Origin of the sequence: Streptomyces sp. NBC_00457, assembly GCF_036014015.1 — a bacterium.
Classification (GTDB): Bacteria; Actinomycetota; Actinomycetes; order Streptomycetales; family Streptomycetaceae; genus Streptomyces.
In genome coordinates this window covers 1,722,933-1,746,339 of the sequence record NZ_CP107905.1, presented here as the reverse complement: position 1 = coordinate 1,746,339, position 23,407 = coordinate 1,722,933, and the positions used below count along the sequence as shown (strand labels likewise).

Sequence of the window (23,407 nt, the reverse complement as noted above, 5' to 3'; positions counted from 1 at the left end):
TCACCGGCGGTGGGCTGGTCGATGGCGGCAGCTCCGTCAATGTGCAGGTCTGCCTCAGCACAGTGTCGTCATGGATCATCTGTCCGGATCGGCGTTCTGGTTCTGCTGCCTTGGCCTGGCTGGGTCGAGGCGGGCCGACACTTGTTCGCTGGATTCGAGCTGGCCGTTCAGCGGCGGGTCTTGTCCCACTCGTCGTTCTTCTCCGCCGGCAAGGCGTCGGCCGGCCGGCTGAGGGCCTGTTCTGCCCGCACAGGGGGCGGACGGGAGCCCGCCTCGGTGGCGGTTTCCTCGTGGCCCTCACTGGCTCTTGTCCGGTTGTCACCGGCTGGGTTCGTCGTGGAGGATCAACGGCGTTTGAGGCGCACGGAACCGCTGTGCGCGGTGGGGGTGCGAGGGGGCGACGATCTTTTCCGTACTCGTCAATGTGCTGGTCGGTCTGGTGACCAGCCTCATCGGTGGTGGGTGCGTCTGGCTCTGGGAGCGCGGCAAGCGTGCCCGCGTGTTGCGGCGCAAGGCGGACTTCTTCGGCCTTGTTCCGGGGGAGACCTGTTTCATCGTCATCGGCAACAAGCACGACGCGCGAGGAGTCGCGACGCACAAAGAGATTCGAGCCATGATCGAGCTGGCGACCCTGGCCGGCCAGCTCGGCTGTGGCGTGGCCACCGAATCCGCCGACGACTTCCGTGGCAGCAACGACGACCGCACGGAGTTCTGCATCGGCGGTCCGCTCGGCGAGGCCAACCTCCGTACAGGCGGCCACCTCGCGGCCCATGTGCCCGGCGTCAGCATCCTGCCGTACGGCCCGGGCCCTGAGTCGGTGGCGTTCGTCGTCGGCGGCAGGCGCTACCTCTTCCGGAAGAGCGAAGTGGAGTATGCGCTGGTGGCCAAGTTCATGCCGCCCCAGGCGACTCGCCCAGTCGTGCTGGTCTGCGGCCAGAGCTCCCTCGCGAACCAGGCCGCGATCCACTTTCTCAAAAGGAACCACCGCCAAGTGGCCGACATCATCGGCTCGGTCGACCGCTATTGCCTGCTGATCAAGGTCGCGGATATCGGTACTTACGGCTTCCAGGGCGCGAGCCTCGAACGCGACGTGACTGGTGACGCGTTCACCGTGTCCTGATGTCAAGGGCGTGCCAGGCCCGGCCGAGACCCCTGACGGGAGGGAATGACTCATGGGCGACGGGGATGGAGCATCGGGGCTTCCGCGCGGCTTCCCCAGTCTCGAAGTGGGCCTCGACACTCTTTCGCCGGGTGGCCGTGGTTGCCAAATCTGAGAAGTGGTTGGAGACGGCGTTGACTTCGTCGGTCTTCCAGCCGTGGGTGTCACACCACCCGCTGTGCAAGCCCTGGTGGGTGACGCGAGAGCGCTTCGGCATGGAGGAGATGAGTTTGCGGGCGGCCGAAGCACAGATCCGCGCCGGTGGCGGTGAGGACGTTCGGCTGGGGTGCGGCGGCGTCCGACACGGAACCGGTCCAGTGCTAAGGACGAGCTCGGCAGGACCAGTTTGCGGTTCGTCGATCAGTCGACGTGCGGCCCGGTACCGATGCAGCGGCGCATCTGTGAGCAGCTGCTCCCGCCCATCGACCTGACCGCCTGGCCCGCCCGTCATCGATCCCTCTCCCACTCGAGTCTGCCTTTCTGCACGGTCGCGTCCCCGACTGGTCCGGCGGCGCGGCAGACCGATCGCGGTCGGCTCGGACCATTGCGACGCGGTCATCGCGTCCGTCGACCGCACCCTGTGGATCTGACTGCGGGTGTCTTAGATCGTGCCCCTTGTCGTGGTGTAGCCGATCAACTGGTGGGCTTGTTCGTGGTGTTGGGGAGTGCGGGGGCGCTTTCGGGGAGCTCTGGGTAGAGCTTGTCCATGCTGCCTTCGGGGAGATAGCGGCGGGGAAAGGCGATCCATTCGTCGTGCATCTCGCAGAGCACGGCGGTCGTCAGCCGTTCCAGGGCGGGCGGGTTGGGGAAGACCTGGACGACGTCGGTTCGACGCTTGATCTCCCGGTTGATCCGTTCCAGCGGGTTGGTGGACTGGATCTTCTTCCAGTGCCGGGGCGGGAAGTCAGCGAACGCGGTCAGGTCCTCCTTCGCGTCCAGGAGCATGGTCCTGACCTTGGGAAACTGGCTCCCGAGCATGTCGGCGACGGTGTCGAGCTGGGTGCGCACGAGGTCCGCGGTGGGCTGGGTGAAGATCGTGCGGATCGTCGCGGCGACCATCTCGCCGGACTCCTTGTCGATCACGCCGAAGACATTGCGCAGGAAATGAACCCTGCACCTCTGCCAGGCGGCTCCGAGCATCACCTTGCGGACTGCGGCGACCAGGCCGGAGTGGTTGTCGGTGATGACGAGGCGGACGCCACTGAGCCCGCGTTCACGCAGGGAGCGCAGGAACTCCTTCCAGAACACCTCGGTCTCACTGTCGCCGACCATCAGCCCGAGGACCTCGCGTCCGCCGTCCTCGGTGATACCGGTGGCGATCACGACGGCCTGGGAGACGATCCGGTGGTCGACCCGCACCTTGCAGTAGGTCGCGTCCAGGTAGACGTAGGGGAAGCGGGTGTGGTCCAGGGGCCGGGTGCGGAAGACGGTCAGAGGCTCGTCCAGGGCCGCGCAGATCCGCGAGACCTCGGACTTGGAGATGCCGGTGTCGCCGCCCAGCGCTTTGACCAGGTCGTCCACGCTGCGGGTGGAGACCCCGTGCACGTATGCCTCCATGATGACGGCGTAGAGGGCCTGGTCGATGCGGCGCCGCCGTTCCAGCAGGCTCGGGAAGAAGCTGCCGGTGCGGACCTTGGGGATCTCCAGGTCCAGGTCGCCGGCCAGCGTGGTCAGCACCTTGTCGCGGTGCCCGTTGCGCAGGGCCGTCCGCGAGGCGGTGTGCTCGTTCCACTCCGCGCCGATGTGCGCGGTGGCTTCGGCCTCGATCAGCTCTTGCAGCATCCGCTCGGCCACGCTGCGGACGAGTTCGATTCCGTCCGACGAGCGTAGTGACTCCAGCAGCCGTATCAGGTCAGACTGAGACAGGGCCATCGTGCACTCCTACCGCTTGAACTGGCGTTTTAGCAGGGAGAGTTGCACGATGGCCCGCCTTTGGTCAGGGAGTGGCCACCCCCATCAGGTGTGCGCCCCGGGCAGACGCCCGCGCACTCCCACACCTTGATCGGCTACACCACGACAAGGGGCACGATCGTGTCTTATGGGGGCGTGTGTTGGAGCTCTCGGGAGTCGTCGACTTTCCACACGGTGCCGGCGTGTCAGGCAGGTTGATCGATCCAACCAGCCACTGACGCGCGTGGCCTCCAGCGCAGGACAGTTCTGGACGGATCCCGCGATGGTGATTCGGCTTCCCATCCGAGGCGGCGTTCTCGCCTCTAAGCCGGCCATGGCGTCGGCCGCACTGCCCGCAGGATGAGTCCCCTGCGCTCCGCGCCGTGGCACAGGCCTATGCGCACCGACGCTTGCTCTTCGTCCATTCTCCGGACACTGCCAACTCCCCCCAAGGAGAACTGCGGATGCTGACCCGCGCACTCCAACTGGGCAACTCCCGCTGCCCACTGACGCTGGCGTAGTCGATCGGACAGCGCGGCAAGCACCGACTCACAGGTTGCGTCCAGGGAGATGGTGTACGGGTTCGACCTGATCCGGGGGTTTGCTCCGGCATCGGGATTGTGCCCGCATAGATGAACGGCCACCGGCTGATCTTCGAAGTGTCGAAGCCTCGAAGGAGATCAGCACGATGACCGCACCAGACAGTCTGCCCCTGCACGCCCTCGCCGAAGACAACCTCGCCGCGGCGAGTCCCGATCTGCTGCGCGCGATGGTCAAGACATTCGCCGACGCACTCATGTCCGCCGAAGCCGATGCCCTCTGCAACGCCGAATACGGGCAGGTCAGCGACGAACGCGTCAACCACCGCAACGGCTACCGCCCGCGCGAGTGGGACACCAGGGCCGGGACCGTCGAACTCGCCATTCCCAAACTGCGTCAGGGCAGTTACTTCCCGCACTGGCTCCTCGAACGCCGCCGACGGGCCGAGCAGGCTCTGATCAGCGTGGTCGCCACCGCCTACCTGCTCGGCGTCTCCACGCGCCGGGTCGAGAAGCTCGCCGAGTCCCTCGGCGTCACTCAACTGTCGAAGTCCCAGGTCAGCGCGATGGCCAAGCACCTGGACGACCAGGTTGCCGCGTTCCGCAACCGGCCCCTGGACCAAGGGCCTTACGCGTTCGTCTGGGTCGACGCGCTGACCCAGAAGGTCCGCGAGGGCGGCCGGATCATCAACGTCCACGCGCTGATCGCGGTCGGCGTCAACTCCGACGGCCACCGCGAGATCCTCGGCATCGACGTCGCCTCCAGCGAGGACGGTGCCGGCTGGCTGGCCTTCCTGCGATCCCTGGTCGCGCGCGGTCTGTCCGGCGTCCAACTGGTCGTCTCCGACGCCCATGCCGGCCTGGTCAACGCGATCGGCGCCACCCTGCCCGGCGCGAGCTGGCAGCGATGTCGTACGCACTACGCCCGCGCGCTGCTGAGCCAGGTCCCTAAGTCGGCCCAGCCGTGGGTGGCCACGCTGCTGCGGACCGTCTTCGAACAGCCCGACAGCGACGCAGTCCAGGCCCAGATGCGGCACGTCCTGGACGCTCTGGAGGCCAAGTTCCCCAAGGCCGCAGCCCACTTGGACACCGCCCAGCACGAACTCCTGGCGTTCACCGCGTTCCCGCGCGAGATCTGGCGGCAGATCTGGTCGAACAACCCGCAAGAACGCCTGAACAAGGAAATCCGGCGTCGCACCGACGTGGTCGGCATCTTCCCCGACCGCACTGCGCTGATCCGCCTGGTCGGCGCGGTCCTGGCCGAGCAGAACGACGAATGGACCGAAGCCCGCCGCTACATGGGGCGCGAACTCCTCGCCAAGGCCCGCCTCCACCCGATCGAGTCACAAACCGACGACACCGTCGTCCCGACCGAACTCACCGCCTAGCCTCAAAACGAGATCACCGAGTGGCCGTCAATACACCACTTCGGCGGACGTGACCCGACTCACACGACGGGTGACTTCGTGGCAGAGATGGACCGGAACGCTGAGCGGAGGCCCTCTGCCGTCAATTCCACGCACTTGGGAGTTCGTCCATGCATAGCCTGCTCCGAGTCCTCAACTTGCAGCTGGTCGACGCTGCCCTGTGCACCGGGGCGCACTGCGTTCACTTGCCCGCTCTTGGCTGAAGCGCGACGACGGAAGTGCCAGAGCTTGTAGCGGCTCCCCCTCGACCAGTGGAAGGCGGTGCGTGAGGCGACGAGGCGCTGGGGGTCAAGGGGTCGCAGGTTCAAATCCTGTCGTCCCGACCAGCTTTGATGCAGGTCGGAGGCCGTTCTCTCGTTTACGGGAGGGCGGCTTTTCGTGTTCCTGGAGGGCTGGTGGTCGCACTGTGGTCGCAGGCAGGACCTGGGGACGGCTCTCGGGGTGCAGAAGCCGAACGAGGCGGGGGAGCGGAGCCGGTGGAGGGCTTCACGCAGCCGTTGGATGTGATCGCGTGGTGAGCGCGGCCGCTTCGGCCGGGCCTGCCGGTCGGCTCTCTGCTCGGCCCGTGTGAGGGCGGGTTCGATGGTGTCGACGGCTTCGCGGGCGGCTCGCAGAGTGAGGTGGCTGTAGATGTTGGCCGTGGTGGACAGGGTGGAGTGGCGCAGGGTCTTGGAGACCACGGTGAGGGGGACGCCGACGGTGATGGTGGGGGTGACGGCAAGGTGCCGCAGGTCGCGGTGGCGTCGAGAGTGGCGGGATCGCGATACCTGTCGGCGGATTGGGGCGTACCGAATGCTGGTGTGGCCGCTCTAAATTTGGCTCATGGAAGAGATCAGCTACCAGGCGGCCGACGACTGCACCCTGCACGCCACCGTCACTGGGGAGGGTCAGGCCCTGGTCCTTATGCATGCCGGCGGCCCTGACCACATGAGCATGCTTCCCCTGGCGGAACTGCTTGCCGATCGCTTCATGGTCGTACTGCCCGACCTGCGAGGCTACGGCCGGTCGGTCTGCAAGGACCCGGCCCGCTATACCTGGGCCCAGTATGTCGAGGACGTAACGTGGCTCCTGGACCACATCGGTCTCTCCAGTGCCGTACTCGCCGGCGCAGGCTTGGGCTCCACGATCACCCTTCGGACGGCGGCCGCACACCCGGACCGGGTCCGGGCGGCGGTGCTCATTGGGGTTGAGGACATTGAGGACGACGAGGCCAAGAAGGCCGAGATCCGCTTCCTCGACGCGTTCGCCGCCCGCGTCGAGGCTGATGGCATCGAGGCGGGTTGGGAGCCCATCCTCGCCGGTTTCCCTCCCGTTGTCGGTTCCATGGTGCGCGACGCCATCCCTCGAGCGGACCCCGCCAGCATTGTGGCCGCAGCCGCTATCGGACATGACCGTTCTTTCCGGAGCGTCGACGAACTCGCGACGATCGGCGTGCCGACCCTCATCTTCCCGGGAACCGACCCACGCCACCCCACCGCTCTTGCCGAAGAGGCCGCCGACACCCTCCCCAACGGACGACTGGCCATGATCCCGATCGGCGACGACCTCCAGACTGCCGTGGACCTCGCCCGCGCCACCGCTCCCGCCATCCGTGAATTCCTGACCAGATTGGCCACATCCGTGATCGGCACGGGGTGATCGTGGCGGTTGGATGTGTGGTGGTATCCGATCTGACCGCTGGCGGTGCGGTGGCCGAGCCTGTCCGTGTGCGCAGACTGACCGATCAGAAGGGGCAGAAGCTGCAGCAGATCGTGCGCAGGGGGAGCACCGACTCGGCGCGCGATGATGCTGTTGGCCTCGCCGTCGGGAACCGCGTGCCGGTGATCGCCCAGTTGGTGCAGGCCGACAAGGACACCGTGCGCGACGTGATCCACCGGTTCAACGAGATCGGCCTGGCCTGTCTGGACCCTCAGTGGGCGGGAGGCCGTCCCCGCCGACTCAGCCCTGACGACGAGGACTTCGTCATCCAGACGGCCACCACCCGCCCACCACGCTCGGCCAGCCCTTCACCCGCTGGTCCCTGCGCAAGCCCGGGCTGCAGCCACATCCGGTCCGTGTGCACGCGCAGCACGCCGACCTCCCGATTGCGGGACATCTTCGGAACAGGGGCCGTCGGCTACAGCGTATGCATGATCGATGCTACGGAGAACGGTGCGGGCGGTACCGCTCTGGGGTCCTTCTACAGCACCAACCGAATAATAGAGAAGGACAAGTTCTTCATGAAAATCGTGTGAATCAAAGGCTGTTCACCTGCGAGGTGATTTCCATAACCAATGGTCTGGCTCGTCGAAAGAGGGATTGATCCTGTCCTCCCACGTCCGGCCCGTCAACATTTCCGTAGATCCGCGTACTGAGCCGCCGGGAGAAGCGCCCGAACCCAGCTGGGAAGAAGTCGTGGAAGTCACCTTGCAGGTCCCCCGGTGGTGTTGCGCTTCTCCCGGGTTCAGATTTCACAGCCGTGGACGCGACCGGGAGTTCGACATGGCGGCTACGTCGGCCTTCAAGTTCGTAAATCCAGACGCCGTGGCATTCCGCGTGATGCGCGAGCTACCGGATCTGGAAGGGATGCCCGACGACCTACGCGACCTGGTCGAGTCCTGTCTGGAGAAGGAGCCGGGTCGTACTACCCCTACGACTCAGATCCTCGCAGGGCAGACGGCGGACCTGCTGGGCAGGGCACTCAGCGCTGAAGCTGCGGAGGCAGTGCCACCCAGCGGCGCGGGGCGCGGCGATCTGCCGCTTCCCGGCCGTCGCTGATCCGTAAGCCGGCCGCGGCGCAGGCGTAGGCAAGGGTGTTGGCGCCGTAGGGGTGGGTGTACTTGCGCTGCCAGAAGCGGAAGTGCCAGTGGGCGGGTGGCTCCGGCTCGTGCGGCGGGAGGCCGATCTCCTCGCTTTCGATGACCTCTCCGTCGCGGGCCAGGGTGCCGAATGTCCCGCCCTTGGGGTTGAAGTAGATGCCGTAAGCGGTGGTGGCCGCCGTAACTGCCCGCAGCACGGCGCCGTCGCTCGGCATGTACCCGTCCTGTGTGATGACGCAGCCGCCTGGGTCGCCGGGCACACTCGTCACGCCCACATGGCGGAGGGACTCGTCGTAGTCCGCCGGGTCGAAGGGCGCCCGGTCGGGGCCTGTTCTCGGGCATTGTGCGGGGTCGGCGCCCAGCCGTCGGATCAGCTCGTCCTCGCTCAGCCCTCGCACGAAGGCGATGCCGAGTCCTTCGGTCCACAGGTCCTGCTCGCCGAAGGCCGCGATGAGCGCGTCCGCCACCCGGAAGGCGGCGGCCTCCTCGGCGGGCAGCGCCACCGCTCCCGGCAGACCCGCGACGAGCGGCGCGAGCGACGTAGTCAGCAGCAGCCGACCCGGCGACCAAGGCCCTGTCTGCGGCGTCCACACATCAGCCCCGGCGTCGACCAGCGCACGGACGCTGCCCTCGTCCACGCTGCAGGCGGCGTACCACAGCGGGGTGTGCCCGTCGTCGTCACGTGCGCCGGTCTGCGCCTGGTGAGACAGGAGCGCGGCCACCGCCTCCGCCGACCCTTGTTCCGCCGCCAAGTGCAGCGGGCTGGTGCCGTGCCATCCGACACGGGCATCGGGCGGCGCTCCACCGGCGAGCCGGGCCCTGATCAACGCCGCGTCCCCCCAGTCCCGGTACCCGAGTTGCTGCCAGTCGGCCCGCGGCACGTAGCGCAGGCGCTCCTCCTCCTGACGGCGCAACTCCTCGCGCTGGCGCCGGGACAGAGGCGGCGCAAGAAAGCCGGGCGGCCCGCTCATCTCCAGGTGCGCGAAGGAACTCGGCTGCTCTGACGGATCCGGCGGCTCGATCCCCGGCCAGACCTCAAGTGCCCGCGCCGACGCGGCATGCAGTGCCGCCACGTCGATCGGGGTGCGCGTCTCGGATATGCCTTCGTCCGGCCACTCGACGACCAGGTGTGCCTCGCCCGGCGGTGGCAGTTCCGCCAGATACAGGTCGACGTCGGTCTTGAAGAGGGACCGGCGGGACTGGTGCAGCCCCGGATCCAGCGGAATCAGCCCGATGGCCTGCTGCGTCGACGCCACGGTCTCCTGGCCCGAGGGCGTCGTGAACCGCACCCCCCGCTGTACCGTGCCATCCAACGAGGTCACCCGGCGGCCGTCGGAGAACAGCAGGCCGACCCGCAGCCCGGACTGCCGGCCCGCGTCCACGCTCTGCCAGCGGGTCTTGCGGAAGACCGACAGATGCAAGGTGGCCGCACGCGGCCACAGCGACCATCCCGTCAGCAGCACTCGCGTGTGCGGACCGGCCCCGGCCACCCCGAGCTGCGACAACAGCGCCGGCGCAAACCTGTCAACGGGCGGCGCGTACTTCCCGTCGTCTTCTCCCGGCGGTCCCAGCCGGACCAACACGATCCGCTCAGCGGCCGGCTCCTCCGGCAGTACCAGATCATCGAAGAATCCCATGCGCCGATCGTGACAGAAGGGTCTGACACTGCCTCAGCTTCTACGGCTTCGATGCGGCATTGGCGGAGAACCCGGTCCGGCGGAGGCCTGAGTTCACAGACTCCTTTACTCGGCCGAGTACGCTGGACACTGACCTCGAAGAACGACCCGTCGCACGCCGCTCAGACCCCACATACCTGGGGGTCAAGGGGTCGCAGGTTCAAATCCTGTCGTCCCGACGGTGTGAAAGGTCTTCGCAGGCGAGAGTCTGCGGGGCCCTTTTCGTGTGGGCCGTTTCCGATCTTCGAGGTTGAGCCAGCCTCACATCGGCACCTTCACCAACGCATACGTGCGAAGGATTTTGCGCCGAATCGGCCCCGAGTGTGGCCCAGTTGGTACTGCGTCCACGCCTCCGTATTGCCGGTGCCGGCACCCCGGAGGTCTCCCGTCGTCACAGGTCAGAGGGCATGTCCTCGTCGCCGAGGCAGGCGTCCGAGGTGAACGACATGTGGATCTAGCTTCAAAGGTTAAGCACAAATTACACACGTCCCCCTCTCCAGACGGGGTCCGGTGGGCTAGATTGACCTTGCTTCACATGCGGGACACGAGCCGACAAATGACGATCTATAGGTCTGCCGCTGTGGGCCCGAGAGGGACTTTGGGTGCGGGGAGCATCCGGGGGTTTCGCCAGGGCGGATTGATCACGTAGCGCTGCAGTGACCGGGATGTCACGCGCGGGGCAGGAGCCGCCCGCGAGGAGGGAACAGCGCGGCGGGGGGCGGGGGGCCTCCCGAGGGGAGGAAGCATGCGGGGGGCGGGGGCCTCCCGGGGGGAGGAACGGTGTTTGGCGACCACGTCGTACCACTGGGGACCGGGGGGGTTCTGTGCGACAGGGGGGATTGATCGACCCGTTTTCGTCGGCGCGGGGAGGTCTGGCGAGTGAGGCCATCAGCCAGCCGGCGACCGAATGGGAACAGCGCTACCGCCGGGCCGTGATCACCAGCGATACGGTGGCCACCGCCCTGGTGGTAGCGGCGATAGGCAACTTCTTCGGGGTCCGGGACGCGGCCGACTGGCACGAGAAATGGGGGATTCTCGCCTTCGGCACGGAGTTGCTGGTGCTGGGAGCGTTGGCGGTGAGCCGGTCGTGGGCGCCGGCCGTGCTCGGCCAGGGTGCCGAGGAATTCCGCCGGCTCGGACGCGCGCTGTTCGCGGCGACCGTCGTACTGGCACTCGGCGGGATAGCCCTCACCTCGCGCAACATCAAACTCTGGATCTTCGTCGCGATCCCCGCGATCGCGCTCGTCACCATGACCGCCCGGTATCTGCTCCGTATCCGGCTGCACAGACAGCGGAACGAAGGACGGTGCCTGAGACCGGTGCTCGCTGCCGGGAGCCCGGACACCGTGCGCGACCTCATCAATCGAACCCGCAAATTCCCGCACCTCGGCTGGCGGGTGGAGGCGGTGTGCACGACGGACGGTCGCGGGCTCGACGGTGACCACGTGGACGGAGTGCGGGTCGTCGGCCGACTGGCGGACGTCGCCAAGCACGTCCGCCACGACGGCTACCGGGTCGTCGCGGTCACACCGGACCCGTACTGGACACCGCACCGGCTGCAGCGGCTGGCCTGGAACCTCGAGGGCAGCGACGCCGAGATGATCGTGGCCCCCGTGCTGATGGAGGTGGCAGGACCGCGGCTGCACGTCGACGCGGTGCTCGGAATACCGCTGCTGCGGGTCAGCATGCCGACCTTCACCGGGGGGCGCCGGGTGGTCAAGGAGGTCGCCGACCGGATGGGCGCGGCGGTTCTGCTGGTGCTGTTCGCGCCGCTGATGGTGCTCGTCGGGCTGCTCGTGGTGGCGGACAGCCGGGGCGGGGTGTTCTACCGCCAGCGCAGAGTCGGCAAGGACGGCCGCGAGTTCACGATGTTCAAGTTCCGCACCATGGTCGCCGGGGCGCACGGGGCCCGTGCCGCGCTGGCCGACCGCAACGAGGGTGCGGGGCTGCTGTTCAAGCTCCGCCGCGATCCGCGGGTGACCCGGGTGGGGGCGGTGCTGCGCCGGTACTCGATCGACGAGCTCCCGCAGCTCTTCAACGTGCTCTCCGGGTCGATGTCGCTCGTCGGTCCGCGGCCTCCGCTGCCGGAGGAGTGCGCCGCGTACGGCCCGGACATCCGGCGGCGGCTGCTGGTCAAGCCGGGCCTCACCGGCCTGTGGCAGATAAGCGGACGCAGCGACCTGCCGTGGGAGGAAGCGATCCGCCTCGACCTGCGGTACGTGGAGGACTGGTCGCTCGCTCTCGACGCGGTGATCTTGTGGAAGACGCTACGCGCGGTGCTGCACGGGCAGGGGGCCTACTGATGCGCGAGGGGTGTCGTTCGGTGCGTGCGTGGACCGCAGGCCACATGGGCCTGCGTGGGGGGAAGGACGAATCATGAAGGTCAGCGTTTTCGGGCTCGGCTACGTGGGCTGTGTGTCGGCCGCGTGCCTGGCCAGCATGGGTCACGAGGTCATCGGCGTGGACGTGAACCAGGTGAAGGTCGACCTGGTCAACGACGGCAAGGCCCCGGTGGTCGAGGAGCGGATCGGCGAGCTCATCGCCGAGGTCGTGCGGACCGGTGCCTTAAGAGCCACCGACGACGTCCGCGAGGCGATCATGGGCAGCGAGGTGTCGCTGGTCTGCGTGGGCACGCCTTCGGAGCCCAACGGCAGCCTGTGCACGACGTACTTGGAGCGGGTCACCGAGGAGATCGGTGCCGCGCTGGCCGAGCGGGGCGGGCGGCACACCGTCGTGTTCCGCAGCACCATGCTCCCCGGCACCTGCCTGAACCTGCTGGTGCCGATCCTGGAGAAGTACGTCGGCGGCACGGCCGGGGTGGACATCGGGGTCGCGGTCAACCCGGAGTTCCTGCGTGAGGGCACGAGCGTGAAGGACTTCTTCGACCCGCCCAAGACCGTCATCGGCGAACTCGACCCGGCCAGCGGCGACGCGGTGCTGGCCCTGTACGACGGCTTGCCCGGCGAGGTGTTCCGGGTGCCGGTCCCGACCGCCGAGGCGATCAAGTACGCGGACAACGCCTTCCACGGCCTCAAGATCGGCTTCGCGAACGAGCTGGGCGCGGTGTGCCAGGCGCTCGGAGTGGACTCGCACCAGGTGATGGACGTCTTCCTGGCCGACCGCAAGCTGAACATCAGCCCCGCCTACCTGCGGCCCGGCTTCGCCTTCGGCGGCTCCTGCCTGCCCAAGGACCTGCGCAGCCTGGTCCACGCCGCGCAGCGGGCCGACATCTCGGTGCCCATCCTCGCCCACGTACTGCCCTCCAACTCCGCACATCTGCAGCGCGCGGTGGAGTTGGTCGAGCGCACCGGCAAGCGCCGGGTGGGCCTGTTCGGGCTGTCCTTCAAACCCGGCACCGACGACCTCCGCGAGAGCCCGCTCGTCGAGCTGGCGGAGAGACTCTTCGGCAAGGGGTACGACCTCAAGATCTACGACGCCAACGTGAGCCTCTCCCGGCTGATGGGCGCGAACCGCGAGTACATCGAGACCCGGCTGCCGCACCTCGCGCAGCTGCTCGCGGACTCCGTCGACGAGGTGCTCGAGCACGCCGAGGTGTGCCTGGTCGGAACCAGGGATACGGCGGTGCTGTCGGCGCTGCCCCATGGCGACGGCCCGGTGATCGTCGACCTCATCCACCTTCCCGACGCCGAAGCGCGGCGGGCCGAACCGGGGTACGTGGGCCTTGCTTGGTAACACATCGTTCGATGACACAGCCCGCGGCGACGGGTCGAAGCGACGCGCGTTGATTCTGGTGGAGAACCTGTCGGTGCCGTTCGACCGGCGGGTGTGGCAGGAGTGCACGACGCTGCGCGACGCGGGCTGGGAAGTGCACGTCATCTGTCCCCGCGGCGAGAAGCGGGACACGGAGCCGGAGGCCGTGATCGACGGGGTGCGGATCCATCGCTACCCGTTGCGCGCGGCCACCGGAGGACCGGCCGGCTACCTCAAGGAGTACGGAACGGCGCTCTGGCACACGGCCCGGCTGGCCCGCAAGGTCGGCCCGGTCGACGTCGTCCACGCCTGCAACCCGCCGGACCTGCTGTTCCTGCCCGCACTGTGGCTGAAGCGGCGCGGCGCGCGGTTCGTCTTCGACCAGCACGACCTGGTACCCGAGCTGTACCTCTCCCGGTTCGACCGCGGCGAAGACCTGCTCTACCGCGCCGTGTGCGCGCTGGAACGGCGGACCTACCGAGCCGCGGACATCGTCCTCGCCACCAACGAGAGCTACCGGGACGTCGCGATACGCCGCGGCGGCCGGCGTCCTGACGACGTGTTCGTGGTGCGCAGCGCGCCCGCGATCGAGCGGTTCCAACCGGTGCCGCCCGAGCCGGAGTTGAAGCGCGGCAAGCCTCATCTGCTCTGCTACCTCGGCGTCATGGGCCCTCAGGACGGCGTCGACTACGCCCTGCGGGCCCTGGCGAAGCTACGTGACGAGTTCGGGCGGACCGACTGGCACGCGGTGTTCGTCGGCTCCGGCGACGCCTTCGACGCGATGGTGGAGCTGTCCCGGCAGCTCGGACTCTCCGAACAGGTGCAGTTCACCGGGCGCATACCGGACGCCGACCTGGTGCGCTACCTCTCCACCGCGGACGTGTGCCTGTCTCCCGACCCGCGCAATCCGCTCAACGACGTGTCGACCATGAACAAGGTCCTGGAGTACATGGCGATGGGCCGGCCGATCGTCTCCTTCGACCTGAAGGAGGCGCGCGTCTCCGCCGATGACGCCGCCGTCTACGCGTCCGCCAACGACGAGGCCGAGTTCGCCAAGCTCATCACGCTGCTCCTGGACGACCCGGAGAAGCGGGCCCGGATGGGCGAGATCGGCCAGGAGCGGATCAGCGGGCCGCTCTCCTGGCGGAACTCGCAGGCGTCGCTGCTCGCCGCCTACGCCGCTGCCTGCCGTGACCACGCTCCGGTGTCGGCGGGCAACCCGGTCCGGACAGGGAGGAGGCCGCGCCGATGAGCGATGACACAGTTCGCCTGGTCACAGTCGGGCGGATCTTCCGACGGCGCTGGCGGCTTCTCGCCGTCCTCGCCGTGGTGGGCGCGCTCGTCGGCTACGGCACCTCCTTGCTGATTCCGCCGAAATACACGACGTCGGCATCGGTGCTGCTGCCGGGGGCGTGGGAGGAGCGCGAGCTGCTGACGCAGACAGAGATCGCGACCAGTTCGGCGGTGGTCGACCGCGCGGCCGCCAAGCTCGACTGGAGTGGCGTCAGCGGCAGGGAGCTGCGAGAACGAGTGAGCGCCAAGGCCGGCGACGGGAACATCGTCAAGATCTCGGGTACGGCCGACACTCCGGAGCGCGCACAGCGGCTCTCGGACGAGGTGGCCAAGCAGTTCGTCGCATTCGTCGCGCGGATCGCGGGCGACAGCACCGCGGCGGGGCCCGAGGCGCTGCGGAAGCAGGTGGAGCAGACCAACCGCCGCATCACCGAGCTGGCCAACGCGACCGATCCGGGGCAGACCGTGGAGAGCGTGCAGGCCCGCACCCAGCTCGAGCAGCTGCGCACCTCGCTGGAGGAGGCCATGACCAAGCTGGCCGAGGCCGACCCGGCGGCCGCCAAGGCCAGCCTGGTCGTCATGGGGCCGGCGGTCCGGCCGACCGGTGAGGCCCCGCCGACGAGGACGCAGCTGATGGTCGCCGGGGCGCTGCTGTTCTTCCTGCTCGCGGTCATCGGCCATCTCGCCGCCGCACGGGCGAGCCGCCGACTGCGCACCGAACCGGAGATCGCCGCCGCGCTGGGCTCGGCGCTGCTGGGCACCGTCGACGTGCCTGGTGAACGGTCCCCGGACCGGCCGGAAGACCGTAGCCCGCGGGCCTTGATCCGCCGGCTGCTGGGCGTCGACACCCGGTGGGACGTTCCGACCCCGCGGAGATCCGGCGACGAGGCCAGCAGGCGGACCCGCTACCGGCGGGTGTGCGCTCGCCTCCGGGAAAGGCTGCCGGCCCCCCGGCGGTTGCTGGTGGTCGTACCGGACGGCGACGAGATCGCCCGCCGGGCCGCCGGGCAACTCGTCACCGAGGCCGGGAGCGATCCGCTGCTTCGGGTGGTGGAGGTGTCGGTGTCCCAGCCGTTGGTGCCGGACCGCGCCAGAGAGTCCGGGGCCCTGGTGGTGCTCAGCGCGGGCAGTTGGACCGCGGCGGAGCTCACCGGCATAGCCGAGGCGTGTACGGACGGCAGGCATCAGGTCGTCGGCTTCGTCGTCGCCGGCACCGTCGTCGCCGGCACGGTCGAGGCCCGTCCGACGCCGTCTGCCGGCCGGACGCCGGATGACGCCACGCTGGCGTTCGCGGTTCGCGGCCCCGCGCCGGGAGGTTCGCAGTGATGACGAGCACAACGTCCGAGTCGTCGGCAACCGCTCCGCTGTTCGACCTGCAGGCGCTGGTGGTGGCGGTGCGCAGGCGCCGCCGCCTCTGGTGCTCCATGGCGCTGCTGGGGCTGCTGCTCGGCGCGGCCGTGGCGGTCCTGCTGCCGGCGTCGCCGACCGCGGTGACCACGGTGCTGGTCGCGCATCAGGACGATCAGCCGAACGACCCCGGAACGCTGATCCGCACCGACGTCGAGCTGCTGCAGACCACGCGGGTCGCCGGCCAGGCCCTCAAGTCCCTCGAGTCCCCGGAACGCCCGGTCGACTTCATGCGGGACTACCGTGGTACCGGCTTGACCAACAACCTGTTGCAGATCAACGTGACGGGTGACAGCGACGCTCAGGCGAGGGCCCGGGCCAAGGCGCTGGCCGACGCGTTCATCGCGGACCATCTGACGCGGATACGGGAAGCCGCGAACGCCGAGGCCGAGGCCCTGCTCGACCGGCGCGACCGCTTGCGGGACGAGCTCGCCAAGGTCAACGAGGAAATCGGAAACCAGCCTCAGGAAGGCGATCCGTCGGCGTCGGCGGACCTCGAGTCGCTCTTCGACCGCCGGGCCAAGCTCACCTCGCAGATCGGCGACTACGACGAGCGTGCCGAGGAGGCGCGCATCGGCACACCCCAGCTCATCGCCCGCACGCAGATCGTGGACGGCCCACGCACGGTGCGGCATTCCCTGCCCAAGGCCGTTGTCACCAACGCCGCGATCGGCCTGGTCGTCGGGCTCGCCCTCGGGCTCGCCCTTGCCGCGGTCCGCACGGTCGTGGCCGACCGCCCCGTGCTGCGCCGGGACATCGCGGCGAACCTGGGCGCCTCGGTCATCGCCGAGCTGCCCCGCCGGTCGGGCAGGCTGTGGCAGCGTCGGCGGACCCGGGTGACACGCGAACGGCTCACCGCGCACCTGGCCCGCACCGTGCGCGGCTCCGCGGAAACGGAACCGGTGTCGCTGCTGGAACTGGGCTGTGCGCGCAGCACGAGCGTGATCGCCCTGAACCTCGGCCGGGCCCTGGCGGCGGAGGGGCCGGCCGTCATCATCGACGGTCTGCCCGGCCCGCAGCTCGAGAAGCGCCGCCAGAAACCGGGAGACCCCACCGTGGTCAGCGGCGAGCGTGCCGCGGCCGTGCCGCATCAGGAACTCCGGATCGGCGTCGGCTCGGTGGCGCCCGGCACCGCGTGGACCGACCTCCGGTACCTCGGTACCCGGACCGTGCTGGTCGTACGTGCCGGGCACGGCAGCGCCGCATGGCTGCACACCGTGGCGCGGCAGCTCGCGGACCAGCGCATCCCGGTGATCGGCGTGGTGCTGATCGATCCCGATCCGCGTGACCGGACCGACGGCACGCTGTGGGACGGGCCGCACACCGCGCTGCGCGGCCGCGGCGAGACACCGGCCCGGCAGAACGGCACGGGCCGGACGGAGCGGCTGCCGGTGTGGGCCGCAAAGGGCCCGGACAACGACCAGGAAGCGCGGTAGGACATGTGTGGCATCGCAGGCACTTACCGATGGCCGGACGGGAAGGCCGTGACCGACCGGCTCACCGACACCCTCGCCCATCGCGGCCCGGACGGGGCTGGCCGGTACGGCCACCCCGTCGGTGACGGTGAAGTACAGCTCGGACACCGCCGGCTGGCCATCATCGACCTGTCCGGGACCGGCGCCCAGCCGATGGTCTCGGGCGGCCTCGCCCTGACCTACAACGGCGAGCTGTACAACGCGCCCGAGCTGCGTGCCGAACTGGCCGCCGCCGGGGTGCGCTTCCGCGGCACCTCCGACACCGAGGTGCTCCTGGAGGCCTGGCGGCACTGGGGCACGGACTGCCTGCCAAGGCTGCGCGGCATGTTCGCGTTCGGGATCTTCGACGAGCGCACCGGTGAACTGGTGCTGGTCCGCGACCAGTTGGGCATCAAGCCGCTGTTCCTGCTCCGGCGCGGCGGGGGCCTGGTGTTCGCCTCCGAGCTCAAGGCGCTCGCCACCGCGACCGGCGGTTCCCTGGAGGTGGACGACGCGGCGCTGGTGGCCTCGCTGCTGTACTACTGGGTGCCGGACTCACGCTGCGCGTTCCGCGAGGCGGAGAAGCTGCCGCCGGGGAGCTGGATGAGGTTCCGGCCCGACGGCCGGGTGGAGCGCGGCCGGTTCTGGAACCTGAAGGACGTCGCCGCCGAGGGCAGGGAGCGGGCGCAGGCCGGCGAGCGGCCGGACATCGCTGCCATCGTCGAGGAGTCGACCCGGCGCCACCTGCTCTCCGACGTACCCGTGGCGACCTTCCTCTCCGGCGGTCTCGACTCCAGTTACCTGACCGCCCTTGCGGCCCGCGACCGGCCCGGGATCTCCGCCTACACGATCGGGTTCCGCGCCGAGGACGCCAAGTTCGAGGCGATGCCGGACGACCTTCGCTACGCGCGTCAGGTGGCCGAGCGGTTCGGCGTCGACCTGCACGAGATCGAGATCGCCCCGGACGTGCTCGACCTGCTGCCGCGGATGACGCACCACTTGGACGAGCCGATCGGCGATCCCGCCGCGATCAACACGTTCCTGATCTGCTCGGCCGCCCGGGAGGCCGGGGTCAAGGTGATGCTCTCGGGGATGGGTGCCGACGAGCTGTTCGCCGGGTACCGCAAGCACCTGGCCAACCTGCTGGCGCTGCGCTACCAGCGCGTCCCGCGGCCCCTGCGGCGCGGACTGTCCGCGGCCGTGGACCGGCTGCCGGTCGCGACGGCCCGCCGAGGGTACCGGTCGGTGCGCTTCGCGAAGCGGTTCCTGTCCTTCGCCGACTTGCCGGAGGAGACCGCGTTCCGGCGCAGCTACACCATGTACGACCAGGACGAGCTGCTCGCTCTGGTCAACCCGGACCTGGCCGGGACGGTCGAGGACGTGCTGACCGAGCATGCGGACATCTACCAGGACAACGACCTCGACGACTTCGTCAACCGCATGTGCCTGGGCGATGCCCGGATGTTCCTGCCGGGCCTGAACCTCGCCTACACGGACCGCTCCAGCATGGCCGCCTCGACCGAGGTGCGGGTGCCGTACGTGGACGTCGAGGTGGTCAAGGCGGCGTTCGCCGTGCCCGGCGACCGCAAGATCGTCGGACGGCAGGGCAAGGCCGTTCTCAAGGAGGCGGCCACCTCGATCCTGCCCCGGGAGATCGTGTACCGGCCCAAGGGCCTGTTCAGCGCCCCGCTGAGGGCCTGGATGAGCCGGGATCTGGCACCGCTGGTGCGCGAGGTGGTGAACGACGGCGTGCTCGTCAACTCCGGGTTCCTGCGGCGCGACGCGCTGGCGCGGATGGTCGCCGAGGACGCCGCCGGGCAGCGGGACTTCTCCAAGCATCTGTGGCATGTGCTGACCCTCGAGTACTGGTATCGCGGCGCGACCTCCGGGGCCGGTTCACAGCCACCGCTCGACGGCGTAGGGACAAGGGGAGTTTGAGTGAAGCAGGTTGTGCAGAACTACAAGAGCGGCGAGCTGGCGCTGCTCGACGTGCCGGTGCCGGGGTGCAAGCCGGGCGGTGTGCTGGTCCGGAGCGCCTTCTCGCTGATCTCCACCGGGACCGAGCTCATGAAGGTGTCCGAGGCCGGCATGTCGATGGTGGGCAAGGCCCGCTCCCGGCCCGACCAGGTGGCCAAGGTCATGCAGAGCGTGGCCACCAACGGGGTGCCCGCCACCTACCGCAAGGTGATGGGCAAGCTGGACTCCTACACGCCGCTGGGCTACTCGCTGTGCGGGGTGGTCGAGCAGGTCGGCGCCGGCATCGACGACGTGAAGGTCGGCGACCTCGTGGCCTGCGCCGGCAACGAGCACGCGCTGCACGCCGAGCTGAACTGGGTGCCGAAGAACCTCTACGCCCCGGTGCCGGACGGACTCGCGCCGCGGCACGCGGCCTTCGGCACCGTCGGGTCGATCGCGATGCAGGGCGTCCGCCAGGGCGAGTCACAGCTCGGTGAAGTGGCCCTGGTCATCGGCCTCGGGCTGATCGGACAGCTGGTGGTGCAGCTCCTCGCCGCCTCGGGAGTCCGCGTCGTCGGCGCCGACCCCGACCCGGTGCGCTGCGAGCTGGCCGAGCGTCTGGGTGCCGCGGCCTGCGGCGACCCCGCGTCGGCCGCCGTGGAAGCCGCTGTCGCCGAGCTCACCGACGGCCACGGCGTGGACCAGGTGTACCTGGCCGCCGGCGGCGGCAGCAATCAGCCCGTGGAGCTGGCCGCCCGGCTCTGCCGGGACCGCGGCCGGGTCGTCGACATCGGCAAGTGCCGTCTGGACCTGCCGTGGAACGCGTACTACGAGAAGGAGCTCGACGTCCGGTTCTCCCGCAGCTACGGCCCCGGTCGCTACGACCCGGAGTACGAGCTGGAGGGCCGGGACTACCCGATCGGCTACGTGCGCTGGACCGAGCGCCGCAACCTGGCGTGCTTCCTCGACCTCGTCGCCCGCGGCCGCGTCGACGTGGAGCCTCTGATCTCCCACGTCGCCGATTTCGATGACGCCGTAGAGACGTACCAGCGCCTGAAGGACGGCGAGTTGAAGGCCGTCGCCGTGCTGTTCCGGTACCCCGACCAGGCGGTGGAAGCCGAGGCTCCGGCGGTGGCCGTGCCCACGGTGAACGTCAAGCGGAGTCCGGCCCGGGCCGCCAAGACGCCGGTGCGGCTCGCGTTCGTCGGCGCGGGCAACTACGCGACGTCGATGCTGCTTCCGCACCTCGCGCAGCGCGACGGCGTCGATTTGTCGACCGTCGTCACCACGACGGCGCTGTCCGGGGCCAACGCGCAACGGAAGTTCGGCTTCGCCGAGGCGACCACCGACCTCGACGCCGTACTCGGCGACAAGTCCATCGACGCGGTGTTCGTCGTCACCCGGCACAGCTCGCACGCCGAACTGACCCGGAAGGCGCTGCTGGCCGGCAAGACCGTCTTCGTGGAGAAGCCCCTGGCCCTCAGCGAGGACGAGCTGGCCGGCGTACTCGCGGCGGTGGAGGAGTCCGGCAACGACCGGCTGCAGGTGGGCTTCAACCGCCGGTTCGCGCCGCTGCTGCAGGAGGCCAGAGAGCGGTTCGGCGCCCGGACCGGTCCGGCGAACCTCCGCTACCTCGTCAACGCGGGCCGGCTGCAGCACGGCAGCTGGTACCTCCAACAGGGCAGCGAGGGCTCGCGGTTCGCCGGCGAGGGCGGACACTTCATCGACACGGCGAGCTGGCTGCTCGACGCCGATCCGGTCTCGGTGTACGCGGTCGCCCCGACCGGCAACGAGGATCTCCAGGTCGTACTCCGCTACCCGGACGGGTCCACCGCCACCATCAGCTACGTCACCACCGGACCGGCCGGCCTGCCCAAGGAAACCCTCGACCTCGTCGCGGACGGGAAGGCGCTGCGCCTCGACGACTTCGTCCGTGCCACGGTGTACGGCCGCAAGAAGTGGGTCAGTTCGCGGCTGCCCAAGGCCCGGGACAAGGGCCAGAACGCCGAACTGGCGGCGTTCATCAAGGCCGTGCGGACCGGCGGGCCGATGCCGGTGCCGCTTCAGTCACTGGTCGCCACCACGGCGGCCACCCTCGCCGTGCAGGCGGGCCTCGCGGGCGGTGCGCCGGTGACGCTGGCGGGGCCGCGATGAGCATGAGTGCGGGCTGGTACCTGCGGCGCCTTTCCCGGATGGGGCCGCAGGAGGTCGCGGGCCGGGCGGGCGACGCGGTGCGCAGGCGGCGGTGGCGGTCAGCGCGGCCCGACTGCCCGAGCGTGACCGGCGCCCGGTTCACCGCGGTCCTGCCCGAGGGGACGATCGCCGCGGTGCCACCGGATGCCGCGAAACGGCTCATCGCCGAGGCGGACCGGCTGATGTACGGGCACGCCGAGTACTTCGGGGTGGTCCGCGACGACCTGGACGACCCGGACTGGTGGCGCGATCCGAAGACCGGGCGCCGGGCTCCGTGGGGTTACGCCTTCGACGTGCCGTACCGGAACGAGGACGCGGTCGGGGACATCAAGCAGATCTGGGAGCTGTCCCGGCACCAGTACCTCACCCAACTCGCCGCCGCCTACGCGGTCACCGGGAACGAGCGGTACGCCGAGCGGGTCGCCCAGCACCTGCGGTCGTGGTGGACGGCCAACCCACCGCTGCGCGGCGTGCACTGGATCAGCGGCATCGAGCTGGGCATCCGGCTGCTGTCCTGGGTGTGGGTCCGCCGGCTGCTCGACGGCTGGCCGGGCGCGGCCGACCTGTTCGAGGACAACCCGGTGGCGCTGAACCAGATCTGGCACCACCAGCGCTGGCTGGCCGCCTTCCCCAGCCGGGGCTCTTCCGCGAACAACCACGTCATCGCCGAGGCCGCCGGCCAGTTCGCCGCGTCCTGCGCCTTCAACTGGTTCCCCTCGTCGGAGCGGTGGCGGGCGGGGGCGCTGCGCTCGCTGGAGCGGCACCTGCGCGGCAACACCTACGTCTCCGGCCTCAACCGCGAGCTGGCCACCGAATACCACGGACTCGTACTGGAGTTGGGCCTGGCCGCGGTGGCCGAGGCGGATGCCGCGGGCGTCCCGGTCCCCGCGACCGTACGCCTCGTACTGCTGCGGATGACTGACGCGCTCGCGGCCGTCGTGGACAACCGGCTGCGGCCGCCGCGCCAGGGGGACGCGGACGACGGGCACGGTCTGGTCGTGGACGGCGCGGGCACCGACCGCTGGGCCTCACTGCTGTCCACCGGGGACGCCGTGTTCGGACGGCTCGACTGGTGGCCGTCCGTGACCGGCACCGATGTGCGCACCCCGCTGCTGGCCGCGCTCATCAAGCCCACTGAACGGTCCGTGAGCCGCCCGGTGAGCCGACCGGCCCACTTCGCCGACGCGGGGCTCACCATCCTGCGCGGTCCGGAGGAGATCTGGTGCCGCTGTGACGGCGGCCCGCACGGCTTCCTGTCCATCGCCGCGCACGCTCACGCGGACGCGCTGTCCGTGGAGGTCCGGCACGACGGGGTCGACGTGCTCGCCGACCCGGGGACGTACTGCTACCACGGGCAACCGGAATGGCGGCAGTACTTCCGTTCGACCCTCGGCCACAACACCCTGCAACTGGACGGCGGTGACCAGTCCGTCTCCGGCGGCCCGTTCCTGTGGACCCGGCATGCCGAGACCCGTGTCCTGACCGCCGACACCTCCGGCGACGGCGTGGCCCGCTGGTGTGCCGAACACGACGGCTACGAGGGCTCCGTGCACCGCCGAAGGGTGGAACTGACCGCCGAGACCCAGGAATTGACGGTGGTCGACGAGGTGCGCGGCTCGGGCCGGAAGGTACGCCTCGCGTTCCACCTCGGCCCGGCGATCGCCGCGGACCTGCTGGGGAACCAGGCCGTGCTCACCTGGACCCGGGACGGCGAGGAGCGCTCCGCGGTGCTCGACCTGCCCGGGCAGCTGTCCTGGCAGGCGCACCGCGGCGAGACCGATCCGCCGCTGGGCTGGTACTCCGCGGGATTCGGGCGCAAGGAACCCGCCACCACGCTGGTCGGCACCGGCTTCGCCGACGGCGCGGAGGGTTTCACGACCGTGCTCAGGTTCCGGGGCTAGGGG

Annotated in this window: 13 protein-coding genes and 1 pseudogene; 12 read left to right on the top strand and 2 right to left on the bottom strand. The window is 69.5% G+C overall.

What is annotated here, in order from left to right; all coding sequences use genetic code 11:
* The first annotated feature begins 424 nt into the window (after positions 1-424).
* Complete coding sequence (locus OG828_RS08090) at positions 425-1,120, top strand: hypothetical protein (RefSeq protein WP_328351667.1); 696 nt, start codon at positions 425-427, stop codon at positions 1,118-1,120.
* Positions 1,121-1,792: 672 nt separating this feature from the next.
* Here the strand turns inward: OG828_RS08090 and OG828_RS08085 are convergent.
* On the bottom strand, positions 1,793-3,031 hold the full coding sequence (locus OG828_RS08085; RefSeq protein ID WP_328436333.1) for an IS256 family transposase: 1,239 nt from the start codon (positions 3,029-3,031) through the stop codon (positions 1,793-1,795).
* A 706-nt stretch (positions 3,032-3,737) separates the two neighbouring features.
* Here OG828_RS08085 and OG828_RS08080 point away from each other — a divergent pair.
* The 3 genes and pseudogenes from OG828_RS08080 to OG828_RS08070 all read left to right on the top strand — a co-directional run.
* Complete coding sequence (locus OG828_RS08080) at positions 3,738-4,976, top strand: IS256 family transposase (protein ID WP_328500641.1); 1,239 nt, start codon at positions 3,738-3,740, stop codon at positions 4,974-4,976.
* Positions 4,977-5,837: 861 nt separating this feature from the next.
* Positions 5,838-6,653, top strand: a complete 816-nt coding sequence (locus tag OG828_RS08075; protein WP_328500640.1) for an alpha/beta fold hydrolase — start codon at positions 5,838-5,840, stop codon at positions 6,651-6,653.
* Positions 6,654-6,703: 50 nt separating this feature from the next.
* Positions 6,704-7,044, top strand: a pseudogene (locus tag OG828_RS08070) (helix-turn-helix domain-containing protein); the annotation flags it as partial.
* A gap of 651 nt (positions 7,045-7,695) precedes the next feature.
* Here the strand turns inward: OG828_RS08070 and OG828_RS08065 are convergent.
* Positions 7,696-9,450: an ankyrin repeat domain-containing protein gene (locus OG828_RS08065; RefSeq protein WP_328500639.1), complete on the bottom strand. Its 1,755-nt coding sequence runs from the start codon at positions 9,448-9,450 to the stop codon at positions 7,696-7,698.
* An 863-nt stretch (positions 9,451-10,313) separates the two neighbouring features.
* On the opposite strand from OG828_RS08065, the gene OG828_RS08060 reads away from it, so the two are divergent.
* From OG828_RS08060 to OG828_RS08025, 8 genes are all read left to right on the top strand, one after another.
* The gene (locus tag OG828_RS08060; protein ID WP_328500638.1) at positions 10,314-11,792 is read left to right on the top strand and encodes a sugar transferase; all 1,479 of its coding nucleotides are present in this window, start codon (positions 10,314-10,316) and stop codon (positions 11,790-11,792) included.
* Positions 11,793-11,865: 73 nt separating this feature from the next.
* Complete coding sequence (locus tag OG828_RS08055; RefSeq protein ID WP_328351653.1) at positions 11,866-13,182, top strand: nucleotide sugar dehydrogenase; 1,317 nt, start codon at positions 11,866-11,868, stop codon at positions 13,180-13,182.
* A complete protein-coding gene (locus tag OG828_RS08050; protein WP_328500637.1) occupies positions 13,172-14,452 on the top strand; it encodes a glycosyltransferase family 4 protein in 1,281 nt (426 codons plus the stop codon). The genes OG828_RS08055 and OG828_RS08050 overlap by 11 nt, the downstream gene beginning before the upstream one ends.
* Positions 14,449-15,819 carry a Wzz/FepE/Etk N-terminal domain-containing protein gene (locus OG828_RS08045; RefSeq protein WP_328500636.1) on the top strand — a complete coding sequence of 457 codons (1,371 nt, stop codon included), beginning with the start codon at positions 14,449-14,451 and terminating at the stop codon, positions 15,817-15,819. Before OG828_RS08050 ends, OG828_RS08045 begins: the two co-directional genes overlap by 4 nt.
* Positions 15,816-17,336 (top strand): Wzz/FepE/Etk N-terminal domain-containing protein, encoded by a 1,521-nt coding sequence (locus tag OG828_RS08040; protein ID WP_328437302.1) that lies wholly within the window; start codon positions 15,816-15,818, stop codon positions 17,334-17,336. The genes OG828_RS08045 and OG828_RS08040 overlap by 4 nt, the downstream gene beginning before the upstream one ends.
* Positions 17,337-17,339: 3 nt before the next feature.
* Positions 17,340-19,292: an asparagine synthase (glutamine-hydrolyzing) gene (gene asnB / locus OG828_RS08035; protein WP_328437301.1), complete on the top strand. Its 1,953-nt coding sequence runs from the start codon at positions 17,340-17,342 to the stop codon at positions 19,290-19,292.
* A complete protein-coding gene (locus OG828_RS08030; protein WP_328500635.1) occupies positions 19,293-21,464 on the top strand; it encodes a bi-domain-containing oxidoreductase in 2,172 nt (723 codons plus the stop codon). It begins immediately after the preceding gene.
* The gene (locus OG828_RS08025) at positions 21,461-23,404 is read left to right on the top strand and encodes a heparinase II/III family protein (protein ID WP_328500634.1); all 1,944 of its coding nucleotides are present in this window, start codon (positions 21,461-21,463) and stop codon (positions 23,402-23,404) included. Before OG828_RS08030 ends, OG828_RS08025 begins: the two co-directional genes overlap by 4 nt.
* Positions 23,405-23,407: the final 3 nt, after the last annotated feature.

Coding starts and splice junctions, on each gene's coding strand:
- OG828_RS08085 (WP_328436333.1), bottom strand. CDS start 3,031: ATGGCCCTGTCTCAGTCTGACCTGATACGGCTGCTGGAGTCACTACGC.
- OG828_RS08080 (WP_328500641.1), top strand. CDS start 3,738: ATGACCGCACCAGACAGTCTGCCCCTGCACGCCCTCGCCGAAGACAAC.
- OG828_RS08075 (WP_328500640.1), top strand. CDS start 5,838: ATGGAAGAGATCAGCTACCAGGCGGCCGACGACTGCACCCTGCACGCC.
- OG828_RS08065 (WP_328500639.1), bottom strand. CDS start 9,450: ATGGGATTCTTCGATGATCTGGTACTGCCGGAGGAGCCGGCCGCTGAG.
- OG828_RS08055 (WP_328351653.1), top strand. CDS start 11,866: ATGAAGGTCAGCGTTTTCGGGCTCGGCTACGTGGGCTGTGTGTCGGCC.
- OG828_RS08045 (WP_328500636.1), top strand. CDS start 14,449: ATGAGCGATGACACAGTTCGCCTGGTCACAGTCGGGCGGATCTTCCGA.
- asnB (WP_328437301.1), top strand. CDS start 17,340: ATGTGTGGCATCGCAGGCACTTACCGATGGCCGGACGGGAAGGCCGTG.
- OG828_RS08025 (WP_328500634.1), top strand. CDS start 21,461: ATGAGCATGAGTGCGGGCTGGTACCTGCGGCGCCTTTCCCGGATGGGG.